The 13,168-nt window shown below is 41.1% G+C and carries 10 protein-coding genes; 5 read left to right on the forward strand and 5 right to left on the reverse strand.

Going from position 1 to position 13,168, the window contains the following annotated elements; translation table 11 throughout:
* Positions 1 to 90: 90 nt before the first annotated feature.
* Together F0227_RS17615 and F0227_RS17620 are read left to right on the forward strand one after the other, a co-directional pair.
* The gene (locus F0227_RS17615) at positions 91 to 246 is read left to right on the forward strand and encodes a hypothetical protein (RefSeq protein WP_171754557.1); all 156 of its coding nucleotides are present in this window, start codon (positions 91 to 93) and stop codon (positions 244 to 246) included.
* 577 nt (positions 247 to 823) lie between these two features.
* Positions 824 to 2,371, forward strand: coding sequence for a metallophosphoesterase family protein (locus F0227_RS17620; RefSeq protein WP_171754558.1), 1,548 nt, complete (start codon positions 824 to 826; stop codon positions 2,369 to 2,371).
* A gap of 60 nt (positions 2,372 to 2,431) precedes the next feature.
* Here F0227_RS17620 and F0227_RS17625 read toward each other — a convergent pair whose 3' ends face one another.
* Positions 2,432 to 3,472, reverse strand: coding sequence for a S66 peptidase family protein (locus F0227_RS17625; RefSeq protein WP_171754559.1), 1,041 nt, complete (start codon positions 3,470 to 3,472; stop codon positions 2,432 to 2,434).
* Between the two features lie 229 nt (positions 3,473 to 3,701).
* On the opposite strand from F0227_RS17625, the gene F0227_RS17630 reads away from it, so the two are divergent.
* Both F0227_RS17630 and trpS read left to right on the forward strand, forming a co-directional pair.
* Positions 3,702 to 5,381: a GGDEF domain-containing protein gene (locus F0227_RS17630; RefSeq protein WP_171754560.1), complete on the forward strand. Its 1,680-nt coding sequence runs from the start codon at positions 3,702 to 3,704 to the stop codon at positions 5,379 to 5,381.
* Between the two features lie 298 nt (positions 5,382 to 5,679).
* On the forward strand, positions 5,680 to 6,702 hold the full coding sequence (gene trpS / locus F0227_RS17635; RefSeq protein ID WP_171754561.1) for a tryptophan--tRNA ligase: 1,023 nt from the start codon (positions 5,680 to 5,682) through the stop codon (positions 6,700 to 6,702).
* 186 nt (positions 6,703 to 6,888) lie between these two features.
* Here trpS and F0227_RS17640 read toward each other — a convergent pair whose 3' ends face one another.
* The 4 genes from F0227_RS17640 to F0227_RS17655 all read right to left on the reverse strand — a co-directional run bounded on the left by F0227_RS17640 (position 6,889) and on the right by F0227_RS17655 (position 11,813).
* Positions 6,889 to 7,980, reverse strand: a complete 1,092-nt coding sequence (locus tag F0227_RS17640; RefSeq protein WP_171754562.1) for a hypothetical protein — start codon at positions 7,978 to 7,980, stop codon at positions 6,889 to 6,891.
* A gap of 23 nt (positions 7,981 to 8,003) precedes the next feature.
* Entirely contained in the window at positions 8,004 to 8,822 is an 819-nt protein-coding gene (locus F0227_RS17645; RefSeq protein ID WP_171754563.1) for a hypothetical protein, read from the reverse strand.
* A gap of 164 nt (positions 8,823 to 8,986) precedes the next feature.
* The gene (locus tag F0227_RS17650) at positions 8,987 to 10,558 is read right to left on the reverse strand and encodes an ATP-binding cassette domain-containing protein (RefSeq protein WP_171754564.1); all 1,572 of its coding nucleotides are present in this window, start codon (positions 10,556 to 10,558) and stop codon (positions 8,987 to 8,989) included.
* Between the two features lie 334 nt (positions 10,559 to 10,892).
* Positions 10,893 to 11,813 (reverse strand): helix-turn-helix domain-containing protein, encoded by a 921-nt coding sequence (locus tag F0227_RS17655; protein WP_171754565.1) that lies wholly within the window; start codon positions 11,811 to 11,813, stop codon positions 10,893 to 10,895.
* A 118-nt stretch (positions 11,814 to 11,931) separates the two neighbouring features.
* Between F0227_RS17655 and F0227_RS17660 the strand changes: the two genes are divergently transcribed.
* Positions 11,932 to 12,450, forward strand: a complete 519-nt coding sequence (locus tag F0227_RS17660; RefSeq protein WP_171754566.1) for a cysteine hydrolase family protein — start codon at positions 11,932 to 11,934, stop codon at positions 12,448 to 12,450.
* Positions 12,451 to 13,168 lie beyond the last annotated feature (718 nt).

The raw sequence follows: 13,168 nt of genomic DNA on the forward strand, positions 1-13,168 counted from the left end.
GAAAATCATGTGCCACATCAATACTTGACTATTTTACTATGGTATTGTGCATGCTGTTCAACAATAGAAAGCTCAAATTAGGATTAAACGATGACATTTTCAATTAAAAAGATTTTCAGTAAAAAAGACGATAACTCAAAAACGGTAGAAACAGAAAAACCGACTTTAGACAAAGACAGCGATAGTAACTCAGAGAAAAAAACTAAGCACGAAACTCCAACAGGCTGCTGCGGATCTTGTTCATAAGTTTAATTCATTCTCCAAATTGACCTAACTTTTCCCTTCTTTTTAGGTCTTTTTCATAAAATTCTGTCGCTGTGTATTTACCACTGTAACTGCACAGCGACTTATATTTTCTCAAGTAATTCGATTATTTAGTCGCTAAATAGCTCTCCTAACAAACACTTATTTCACCAGTACGAACACTCAAAAAAATAATTTTGGCTAAAGGCCTTGATGAAATATTTTCAACTGATCAGTCTCATTTGTAAAATTGTGATATTACACATTTCTCATACTGTAGCATCATATTCGTTCTGCTTAATTCAAACCTTTCATTTCATATTTATTACTACACCACGAGACATAAGTTTCATCTTTGTAAATAACGAAACCCTAAAATACATAACCTTTCATTTTTCACAAAATGAAAGACTTTTTAGTCACTTACAGCAGATTTCAACTTGTGATATGGCTTTCATTCTTATTTTTTATTGTTGAGATAATACCAATTGAAACAGAGAAAAAGTTCTATATTGCACTTCCGAATACAGGACTCGATAAATAAAAAATAAATACTAGCAACAACATTTGAGGACTACTGATGAAAAAGACATTACTTAGCACTTTGATTTTAGCTGCAACCAGTTTTACGATAACTGCAGCAGAGCAAGATGCCTTTAAAGTAAGCCCCTACCTACAAAACCCAACCACGACTAGCATGACAATCATGTGGATAACAACTGAAGATATCGCTGGCAAAATAAATATATCTGCTAATGATTACAGCAAAACGTTGAAATCAGAACCTCAGTTGGCAAACGGCTTAAAATACTACCCAACTGAAGTTGAAAAATACTTTGAGAATAAAGCCGACTCGAAAACACCTTACATTCATAGTGTAAAAATTGATGGTTTAAAACCGGGAACAAGCTATCAATACACGGTAGAACAAGACGGTCAACAGTACAACGCACAGTTCTCAACAGTACCAAATAAAAATGGAGCAGTTCGGTTTTTAGTTTACTCCGATTCTGAAACAGAACCAGAATCTACCGGAAAAACTCGCCGTTGGTCAGAACCTTATGGCGACTTTGACCGTCAATACCTAGTGGATCAGACCACTGGCTATCAAGAAAACATTCGAGTGATGCAAGAACGACAACCTAACTTTATCGCCATCGCTGGTGATTTGGTTGAGTCCGGCAATGAACAGCGCGACTGGGATGAATTTTGGCGTCACAATGCAGGTGACTTCAATAATATCGCCTCGTACGTGCCACTATTTCCAGCAATAGGCAATCACGAAAACTACCCGGGTCCAGACGGCGGTATGTCTGAATACAATACTGAGCTCGCCCGACAAGCTATCGCTCGCTACAAAACGTATTTTGATGTGCCAGATAACGGCAGCAAGGTAGAAGCCTATAAAGAGCGTTACTATCGTGTAGATTACGGACCAATCACATATATCACTATCGATACGTCCGACGGCAAAGAAGACAAAACAGATAAAGATACTAACTGGCGTCTACCGGGTGTCAATGCACCGGACTTTAACCCGGGTTCAGAGCAATACAAATGGCTAGAAAAACAGTTGGCAGATGCTCAGAAGAACAGCCAATTTACCTTTGTACAGTTCCACCATATTCCTTACTCCGTAGGACCTCATGGATTCCCAACAGGAACCGAAGGCTTTGAAAACGGCCAAGATAATCAATCCGGCGTTCCTGTTCGTGTCTTAACACCCCTATTTGAGCAGTATGGTGTCGATGCCGTTTTTGCAGGCCACGATGAAATGTATGAACGCTCTGTTGTGGATGGAGTCCATTTTTACGATGCTGGTATAGGTGGGGATGGCTTACGTGGACCTTACTTTGGTAAAGATGGCAAATACAAAGTGGATATGGATAACCCTCATCAGCAGTTCTTAGCACACATAGATGCACCAGAAGTTTGGCAAGACAAACAGCTTGTGAGTGGTGGAAAACACTATGGTCACTTGGAAGTTAATGTATTTCAAAATGACCAAGGTGTTTGGACTACTGAGATCTCACCAGTTTATGTTTTCCCTATGATGGATAAAGAAGGTGAAGTAACTGGCTGGCAGCGCCGAGTTTACGATGATGTTGTCACACTAACAGCTAAATAGTCCGTCGCTTAATAAAAGTCCCTCAGGCTCATGAGGGACTTTTTATATCAATTTAGACAACTAAATTAAACGCTGACAGATGGTACCTATACCATCCTCTTCTCTATCAAGCTCTACCTTCGCAACAGCACCATTAATCAACGTTAAGTTTGGCGGAAGATGACCAATATCTAAATCCATCATCACAGGAATTCCCGTACAAGCTAAACCAATCTTTATCGCTTCATCGTAGCTAAGATCTTGATCACTGTTAGGTTCTGAAGCCGCATTGCGTCCTAAAAGCAGACCGTTAATGTGCGAGAACACACCGCGAAATTTCATGTTCAGTATTGTTCGCGCCACTTCCGTTGGCGGCATTTCAGCATTTTCCAGATAAAGCAGAACACCTTCAGGATAACGCTTTGCAAACGCGCTTAAGTCTAAGTACTCGGTATCAAAAAGGTGCGACAATGTATCCCAGCAACCACCGATAAGGCGACCTTCAATCATAGAAGACGAATCTGGTTTTACTAACCAGTGCCAGTTGGAGGGCGTGTTGGCAATAAACCCGCTTGATGGTTTATTAACAATATCTGGCCAAGAGTTGGCATGCATTGATGAGGCAACCTGTCTAAATTCTTCACCCAGTGGTGTCGCAAGATGCGTTAAGGTATTTGATGTCAGTGGATCTGTTGCCTGAGGCGTTAAATCCATTAAGTTTGAACAGTGTGCCGAGGCCCATTGAAGCTTGCTGGTAAATACGGCCGATATTGTGCTGATATCAGAAAAGCCCAAAATCCACTTTGGCTTGGCCTTCTCTAACTTAGAAAAATCGATAAGGGGTAGAAGTTCCATTGCCAGCTCTCCGCCCCAAGGCGGATAAATCGCATCAATGTCATCATCCATCAAGAACGCCATTAGCTCTTCCACTCGTTTCTCTATTGGCGCACTTACATGTTTGAACTGACCAAGTAAGCATTGACCAACGACAAGGTGAAAGCCTTGTTGTTTGAGGTGCTCTGTTACAACCTCAAATCTAGCAAGGTGATCTTGTGCTATTCCCGACGAAAATGCGGTGATCGCAATTGTACTTCCTTTATGCAACGGTTTTGGGTATTTCATTATCGTTCTCATCCACTTTAGCCAAATATAAAATAGCCACTAATCATCTAATTTTCAATATGTTATTGAGATAACTCAAGAAAAAAGAAGAATGTTAATAAGCTTTTGTGCACATGTGCTAGTCTATTTATTAGGGCTTTCTAAATGTTTGAATACAAAGGAGTCACATCATTTCCTTGTTAAATCGATTATCAGTGCCGAGAGGCGTTAGCAGTGATGAACGTCAACCATGACGACCCATAAACTGCTGAGCATATTCAGCCTAGTTATCTTCTGCACCCTGTGGGCGACTCCCCTACAGGCATCCCCAACCACAATATTTGTTTTAGGGTCAGGAAGCTCAGAATCCTTGTGGACCAAATCGATCGTTCAAGGCATTAAAAGTAGCTTGGATGAAAGTAACTCTGCCCATATTTATTATATCGACCACTTAGATGCCGGTCGTTTTGATGAAATCGAACAGCATCATGCTGTATTTCGATATCTTAAAAGCAAGTTTGATCATAAAGAGCCTGATGTATTTATCTCTGCTGGCCCTGCTGCGTCGCACTTCTCTTTGTCATATCCAGAACTTTTTCCCACAGCAAAACGTATCGTGATTCAGCCCAAAGAAAATGACGCAGACATAATAAATGACGCGGTCGTCATCGATACAAAAATAGATTATTCCTTGCTGGTTAACGATGCACTTCGTTTATCTCAACCTAAAGAGGTTTTTGTTATTGGTGACTCGATTAAACCGAGTGACCGACACAGATTAAGCAATATTTCTAACCAGCTAGATCGACAACACATTCGTTATACCATTCTCGACAACAAAGACTTACCGACTCTCCTCACCACAATCTCAAACATACCAAGTAATAGCGCCATTTTCTTTGCTCCCATTTATCGGGTACACAATGGCAAGGGGCTGCTGCCCGTTTATGTTCTAAAATCTCTACACCAAATGTCAAAGGCGCCTATTTTTGCTACCTCAGTGGTTGAACTCGGCTTTGGCTCGGTTGGTGGTTACCTTCACTCCCCCACCGAGCTAGGCATGATGGCTGGAGAGGCCGCACTGAACTTGATAAAGCATCAAACCGTCACATTCTCTCATGACGGCTTTGAGCTAGCCTACGATTGGAATGAAATCATTCGTTGGCAATATCAAAACATCATCAGTCCACAAGCAGAGATACGTTTCAAGCAGCCTTCGCTTTGGGATGAGCACAACAAAGAAGTGATTATTGTCGCCATATTCTTAACCACACTAACGGTACTACTGTTAGTGCTTACTATTTACAACGGTAAACTCAAAAAGATTAGATTTGCTTTGTCAAAAGAACGGCTACTTCTGGAGAAGAAAGTCGCGGAACGAACAAAAGAGCTTTCTCTTCTTCATCAGGAAGCAGAGAAAATGGCACGAGTAGATGAACTGACCAATATTAGTAATCGACGCGCTTTTTTTGAGCTCGGTGAATCCGTTCATAAGCAAGCCAAAACAACTGACAAACTCTACGCCATTATCATGGTAGATATCGACAGATTTAAAAACATTAATGATACATTCGGCCACGCGGCAGGTGACAAGGTCATACAATATATTGCTGACACACTGACATTAGAGTCAGGCGCATCGGACGTTGTCGCTAGAATCGGTGGGGAAGAGTTTGCCCTTATTCTAATCGATTCAACCGACAAAAAAATTGCGTTTATCGCAGAAAAAATCCGCAACACGATTGCACAAACCTACATTCAATTTCATGAACACTCAATCAATGTTACCGTCAGTATTGGCTGCTCTGAATGCCGAACTGACGATGATCACCCTACCCTTGTTTTAGCGCGTGCGGATAAAGCGCTGTACCGGGCAAAAGAAGCGGGAAGAAATCGAGTCTTTATTGACGCAGCGAGTGTTACAAAATAGGCCCATTTTGAAACTGTTAAGCAGCGGAACTCCTCTCTGCTATCTCATACAAAGCCTCTCTAACAAGGTTATCATCACATTGAATCTATTTATGGTTTTATATAAAAGATTGAATTAAAAAATAATTGTTGTTATGTTGAAAAGATGAAAAACATCTCAATACCTTCACATTTCTTCTTCTGGTGGCGCTCAACTTAGAGCGGCACGGAATTCTTACATTCTTACGCTGCTGGAAGGTAGCTAAGCGTGTGGTCTTATTTTATCTCCAGTAGTGTTTTATTTAACTTGGAGATAATCAATGAATACTCATCAATCTGTAAACAAATTAGACACCGTTTTAACGGGTGATAGAGCTACCGGCCCTTTGCATTTGGGTCACTACATCGGTTCTTTACAACAACGCATAGCGTTACAAGAGATCTATGACCAAACAGTTCTTGTTGCTGACATGCAAGGTTTAACTGACAACGCTCATAATCCTTCAAAGGTCTCTTCGAATATACTCAACGTCGTTGCAGACTATCTAGCGGTAGGTATTGACCCTTTAAAAACCACCATTACTCTACAATCTCAATTGCCGGCACTCGCTGAGTTAACAATGTACTACAGTAACCTTGTTTCCATTGCTCGACTGGAACGTAATCCAACGGTGAAAAGTGAGATTAAATCTAAGGGGTTTGAACGCTCGCTTCCTGCAGGATTTTTAACATACCCCATTTCCCAAGCCGCCGATATCACCGCATTTCGCGCAACTCTGGTTCCTGTTGGTGACGATCAGTTACCTATGATTGAGCAAACGAATGAGATCGTTCGCAAAATCAATTCAATGGCTAACAAAGAGATCTTAAATGAGTGTCAACCGCTTTTAAGTAAGGCTTCTCGTCTTCCTAGCACAGATGGTAAAAATAAAATGTCTAAATCAATGGGAAATACCATTAACTTGGGCGCATCGGAAAAAGAGATCCACATGGCGGTAAAATCTATGTATACCGATCCAGGCCATTTAAGAGTTGACGATCCGGGTAATGTAGAAGGAAATGTCGTGTTTACTTATCTTGATGCCTTTTGCCAAGACAGGGACTATGTGACGCAGCTTAAAGAGAGATACCAACAAGGCGGCCTTGGTGATGGAACAACCAAAAAAATACTCGAAGAGTGTCTGCAAGAATTGCTTCGTCCTATAAGAAACAACAGAAAAATGTATCTGAATGATAAAGCCCAGCTGATTGAGATTTTACAAAAAGGCAGCCAGTCATCGCAAATTAAAACCGAGCAAGTCCTATTTGATGTTAAGGAGGTTTTCGGCTTAAACATATTCTGAACGTTAGTTAAAATTGCTTTCAGCGAAGGCCCTTTCTTTCTATTAGAAAAGTTGTCTTATAAAGATGGGCATCATAAGCGTAGAAGCTTAAGATGCCCATTCATATCAATCCATCGGTTAGATTTTTCTCTCAGTAACGCGATTGCTCTGTTAACAACAGTGACTGATTTAAGGGAAACGAATCAATCAAGGAGCGCAGTCATCATTACCACAGGCAATTAGTTTCACCACTCCGGAGTTAGTCAGATAACCGGTGTGAGCTTTATATGGATTCGCCAATAAGTTTAAGAATGCACTGGTATTGCTCACGGGTATTTCAAGCAACTGAACATTTTTTGTTGAGAAATCACTCTCTTTAAATCGATAACTGAGCAAATCATTTGGATCAGTGAACGACAAAACTTTATAGCCTGAGCTAGAGTTTGACTTACCCTCATCGGCTTGTTTCGCTCTCAACTCTTCATTTACTCGGTACATGTCCAATAGCCCTCCTGAGAGTTCTTGTTTACCGCTTCGCCTCGTTAAAGGGCTATCTTTACAGCTATCTATGTGATTTAAAATCGGTAACTGATTGGAAGCCAAAATAATAGCATCAGCGGAATAATAGAATCGATTTAGTTTGCTCTGCTCACTTTTGTTCGCAGCACTGCTATTCTCAGGCTGACAAATCAAACTGTCCCTTAACACTTTACTTCCTAAACTTTCTGCCAAGAAAAACACTCGTTCATCTGCACTCAGCTTACTTTCAATCTCTTTCAGAGAGTGGCGTAACGCTTTACGAATATCCTTTCCTCGCTCTCCGGCATAGACAGTTACGTCTGATAAACAGTCGTCCATTAACAGTTTCTTTATCTCGCGATTGGCTAAAGCGTGTTTGTCATCATCTTGAAAATGATAGGCACGATGATCGTTAAACGCGCCATAGGTAAACTCATAAGCCGTTAGTTGATACCCCTCACGAGCGTAATGATAGGACTTTAAGAAAATGCTATTTTTTCCATCTTTGGTATCAAACTCTCTAGAGATAGCCCGATTTGACGTGCGACTAGCGGTCAAATTCATAGTATCAGCCATTCGTTCCACTCTGCTCTTTGCCCAGCCAGTTGAGTGATTACACATTCCATGAATCATGATGATCGTTGTTTGACTATCGGCTTGGTACAACGGAGTAAAACCTCTGTTTTGGTAATCATCACGATAAGTTGATTGAATAGGTGCGTACGGACTCGTACAGCCAACCAACAGAGCGAGAATAATCATTGCAATGATATTTTTCATGTTAAAGCCTCTGTTTTATCTCGTTATAGTTCTTCTTTTAGCCACTCTTCAATTTTAGACTGGTGGTCGTCTTCTTTTCCTTCTAGCGCATCATAAACTTTACGCTTTATCTCAGCGTCCAAGGATTCATCAACCATGGTAATCGACCATTCAAAAGAGTGAACTTGTACAAAGTCACTATCACTTTCAACGGCAATATGCGGATGAGTCACTTTTGTAGACGAGAAGAATTGATCTTTTTTCTCATTATTGATTAGGAAGCCATCATTAACTTCTTTCAACTTGAATGCTGAAAATGCCCCATCAAATAAAGGCTGATGCAATATCTCACCATTTTTCCGAGTGTTCACTTTCCATATCAGGTTCACCACCACACTGGCGTCAATCTTGTCATCCGATTTTGTTTTAAACTTGCTCCAATCGAAATCGCTGAAACTGGTGTTCATTGCTAGAGTGAACTCATTGTTCTTAACCGATGACATTTCCGTCTGCAACTGTCCAATGTTGCGCTTGTCAGTTGAGTCTTGAATGTTAAAGGTGATTGTTCTGCTCCCCTTAGCGCTAAAATCACAAGCAAAGCTGTGGTTGAGTTTGTAGGTAGCAGTGTGGTTTTGAACTTGTTTTTTCGCCTGTTCAGTGACTTCCTCCACCAAAAACTCTGCCCCTTTCTTAATCAGGTACCCTCCCAACCAAGCAATAGGATCAAACGCTGATTTATCAGGATTTGTACATACATTCTCGGCATCAAGTTTGACCTGCTTAGGCTCTATAAAAACCGACCCTGTGCAGGCCATTAAAGAGACTATAGAGCTACCTATGATTGCTGTTTTTAAACCATTCACGATACAGTCCTTGTACTAGAGAAGAAGTTACAAAGCATAGGCAATTAATTACACACGCAATCAATCTCCCATCACAATTTTACAATTAATTAACATGCTCTCATCTCGGCGGGCAAACCCTCAAACAGAACCGCAGAGCCTATGTAACAATCTAGCCAAGGTTTTTATTGCAGAGTAATTTGACGAGACACAGCGGATTCTGTTGCAAAGTCCTTATCGTGACTAACCAAAATAAATCCGCCTCGATACGCTTTCAACGCCTTTGCTAAGGTGATTTTTGAGTCGAGATCTAGATGATTGTCAGGTTCATCAAGTAGCAGTAAAGGCTGACAAGGTTGATGGCTTGCAATTAGCATCGACAACTTCATTTTCTCTCCACCACTCAGTGACCCTCCTAGGCGAAACACCTTATCACGGCGAAAACCTATGCCGGCCAGTAAGGTGCGGGCCGTCTGCTCTTTAATACCATCACAAGAACAGACTAAGTTCTCAATCATAGTAAGTTCCGCTTTAATCGCCGCAAAGTGTTGGTCGAGATAATAAACCGGGCTGTTTACTCGCAACTCGCCAGCAATTAACGTTTGTTTACCAAGCAAGGTTTTTAGTAGCGTAGACTTGCCACTGCCATTTTTTCCGACAAGGTGAACTTTTTCACCACTACCAAGCTGCATTGTTATTGGCGTACTACTGCCGAATGCGAGTATCCCATCAACCATTGAAACCGCGTTACCAGAACGACTGATGCTATCGGCCAAATGGAGCGTTTGATTAGTAACCTGTTGCTGTCGAGACATTAACTTCTGCTCTTTCTCTTGCAAATGCATCTGCCGTAGCGATTCATTTTTGTTCCGGTTAGAAAGGTTCGCGGTGGCGCGATCTTTTTTGCCATCTAATAACACTTTAGGTTGGCTCCCCTCCTTACGTAACTTGTTGCCTTGGCTGGCGCGTTGTTCAGCTTTCTCTCTGCTACGTTGCGCGTTCTTCTTCAGTTCACTTTTCTGCTTATTTAAAACAGCGAGTTGCCGCTCTACCGCCTGCTGCTCAACACTTAGCTGATGTGCATAAAAATCATAATTTCCGCCAAACACCTTTAATCCCAAGTCAGAAAGCTGCCATATTTCTTCCATCTCTCGTAGCAACTCACGATCATGGCTAATGAGAAGTATTGCCCCTTTAAACTGTCTTATCGCCTCAATTAACCATTGCCTGGCGTCGCGATCGAGATGATTAGACGGCTCATCTAAAACCAATAGCTCGACGTCACGTTGAAATAGTTGCCATAACTGCAAACGAGCAAGTTGGCCTCCGCTAAGCAGTGCACAAGGGAAATCTGGATTCGCAGGCAACCCCATGCTTTGCAGCTGCTGATTAAGATCGATGGATAGATTCCACTCCTCTCCAACTAAATCGAACCATTTGCTAGCACAGTCTCCCGCTTCGATCTTCTTTAGCGCCTGCAACACCATATCCTTACCGATAAATTCAGCAATTGAGAGTGTTTCAACTTGGCTATTCAAAGGTTGCTGTCGATACGTCGCAAATGAAGTTGGTGATATTACGGTGCCGCTAGATGACGCCATTTCTCCGGTTAGAATGGCAGCAAGAATAGATTTCCCAACGCCATTTCGCCCAACTAAACCTATGCGGCTTTTATTTGCTGTGCATGAAATGTGCTGAAACAGCGACTCTCCGTCACTGAACTGATAACTTATATTACGAGCTTGTATAACTGGCATAGTTTGCCTCCTGTGTAACAGGAGAAGTAACCGCCGCATCACGGAAAAGAGTTATGATAGTTCAATAGCATTACACGCAGCTTTAGTGCGCTTTACAAAAACAAGGAATGGCTATCGAATATCGGAAAGTGAGCTACGCCTACTAACCCTGTATGTCCAAAAAAATAGTAATAAATGGAAAACAGGTTTAGTTGTTCATGTTGGCGTAATCTCCTACAGAAATGAGGTGTCTAGTGTAACCAAGTCATCGTTGAAAAATCAAGCGCCATCGCTCAGATACAAGGGATACCATATACGATGAAGTGGTCAAAAATATCTGCGCTATTCTAAAGCACTAATACTCAGTAAAGCGTTTACGAAACTCTCGCGGAGTAAGTCCGATGATTTTAATGAATATTTTTCTACAAGCACTGGTGTCTTCATAGCCGATGAGATTGGCAATATACTCAAATGAATGCTGACCGCTTTCCAAGTAATCGCACGCTTTTTGTACCCGTAATCGCTGTAAGTATTGATTTGGCGTATAGCCAGTTGCCTTAAGAAAACGACGTTGCATAGTACGAACGGTAAGATTGGCCTGAGCAGCGAGAGTATTCACCGACAACGAGTCCATATAACTCAAGTTCATGGATTGTTGAATAGACACAATGCTCTGATCACCATGCAATAGTGACGGATTAAATTGTTGATAAAAACGCTGCTCTCTCGGCGCGGTATCAACCACCAGTAGCTTACCCAACTTACGCATTACTGAGGCTGACGCATACTGTTTAACTAGTTCAAAGCCGAGATCTAACCAAGACATCATGCCGCCAGCAGTAATCACATCACCATGATTAATTAAAATCTCATTGCTTTTAAGTTCAATATGAGGAAATTGACCAGCAAACTGTGGCACCAATCCCCAATGTGTGGTGACGGCTCTGGAGTCAACCAAATTTGTCGCCGCCAATATAAAAGCACCCGCGCATGCAGACGCGAGAGTAGCACCTTGGCGATGCTGAGTTTGAAGCCATTCAACAATTTTAATATCAGGGTTAATGTAATCGCTGTCTTGCAAACCGGGAGGTAAAAGAATTACGGCAAACGTATTATCCAGCGATTGAGTATGTTCAAAGATGACAGGCTCAAACACCACATCTAGCTGATGCTCATTACACACACTATTGGCCATTAAAAACAGCTCTTCCAACCCATAAATGGCAGATTTTAATGCATTAGGATAGTGATAGATTCCAATGGCTACTCTCTTCACTCACTTAACTCTCTTTGTCGCATTTAACCTATATTATGTCATTTTAGACTCTTATAGAGAACCAGCAAAGCGATGATAATGGTCCCATACAAACCCACATATCATTACGGTGAATAAAATGAACAAAACAGCACTGCTTGTTATCGACTTACAAAACGACTATTTCCCAACGGGAAGCTTTCCTCTGTGGAATACAGCAACGACACTAAGCAACATCAAAACCGCCATAGAAAAAGCACAACAGCAAAACATGACGGTTATTCATATTAAACATGAAGCGGATCCTAGCGTTGGCATAGCACCATTTTTTAATCAAGGCAGCGAAGGGGTTGAAATACATCCGGAAATCATTGCCGCAGCGCCACAGGCTGATGTCGTTATTAAGCATAATGCCGACAGCTTTGAACAAACCAACCTCGAAGAAACGTTACAAAAGCATGGTATTAGTGAACTGCTCATCTGTGGAATGATGACGCAAAACTGTGTTACTCACACTGCCATATCAAAAGCGGCAGAAAAATATCAGGTTTCTATTTTAATGGATTGCTGCACCACAGTAGATGAGATGATTCATAACATAGCCCTGCACGCTGTCTCCACTCGCGTACCGCTCGTTACCAGCGAACAGGTTCTTTAATCTAGATAACACAGAGCTGCCCGACACAATCATCCCAGTAAACGGATATACTCAAGTATATTGCAGTCACTTGTCGGTACAGCTCTTTTATTATACTCAGCGAATACTTTGTATCGTTTATCTTGCCAAACAATTAAATCTTTGGCGTAACACATTTTGCAACTCATCACTTTTATCAATTAAGCATTATTCTCGTCTATATAATAAAGTCATATACGCTCAATTTAATTTCTCTCAGGGAATTTATGCATTTATAACGACATAAACCGCACGCTATAAGTAGCGATAGATGAGTTTATTGTGAACAACCTATCAAATTCAGATTAAATTCATCAAATTGGGTCCATTTCTCAATGAGATTATATTCACTATTGACGAATCTTTCGCAAAAAAACGTTATTTAAACGCCATTATTGACATTGTCGTGGATAATTAGTCGCAAAGTGACTATTTATCCTATTGTCGATAAAGCTCTAGTGAAATAATATTTGAATGTACGTCACATTTAGCCCAAATATTTTGTCTTAACATTGCGCCACTTTAATCATTCTTTCCAACACGACGCTATTTAAAAAGCGTGGTGTTTTTGTACAAAATATAAGGATTAATATCGATATGAGCGGTATCATTAAACTTTCAAGAAACACTGAAAACGCACCAATGAGTGACCTATCCACACAGACTGTGGCTTTTTCTCACTACAATAACTTCTCTGCTC

The sequence above is a fragment of the Vibrio sp. 99-8-1 genome (genome assembly GCF_013114595.1).
Classification (GTDB): Bacteria; Pseudomonadota; Gammaproteobacteria; order Enterobacterales; family Vibrionaceae; genus Vibrio.

Excerpts from the sequence above, each read along its gene's own strand:
- F0227_RS17615 (WP_171754557.1), top strand. The coding sequence starts at position 91 with ATGACATTTTCAATTAAAAAGATTTTCAGTAAAAAAGACGATAACTCA.
- F0227_RS17620 (WP_171754558.1), top strand. The coding sequence starts at position 824 with ATGAAAAAGACATTACTTAGCACTTTGATTTTAGCTGCAACCAGTTTT.
- F0227_RS17625 (WP_171754559.1), bottom strand. The coding sequence starts at position 3,472 with ATGAAATACCCAAAACCGTTGCATAAAGGAAGTACAATTGCGATCACC.
- F0227_RS17630 (WP_171754560.1), top strand. The coding sequence starts at position 3,702 with ATGACGACCCATAAACTGCTGAGCATATTCAGCCTAGTTATCTTCTGC.
- trpS (WP_171754561.1), top strand. The coding sequence starts at position 5,680 with ATGAATACTCATCAATCTGTAAACAAATTAGACACCGTTTTAACGGGT.
- F0227_RS17640 (WP_171754562.1), bottom strand. The coding sequence starts at position 7,980 with ATGAAAAATATCATTGCAATGATTATTCTCGCTCTGTTGGTTGGCTGT.
- F0227_RS17650 (WP_171754564.1), bottom strand. The coding sequence starts at position 10,558 with ATGCCAGTTATACAAGCTCGTAATATAAGTTATCAGTTCAGTGACGGA.
- F0227_RS17660 (WP_171754566.1), top strand. The coding sequence starts at position 11,932 with ATGAACAAAACAGCACTGCTTGTTATCGACTTACAAAACGACTATTTC.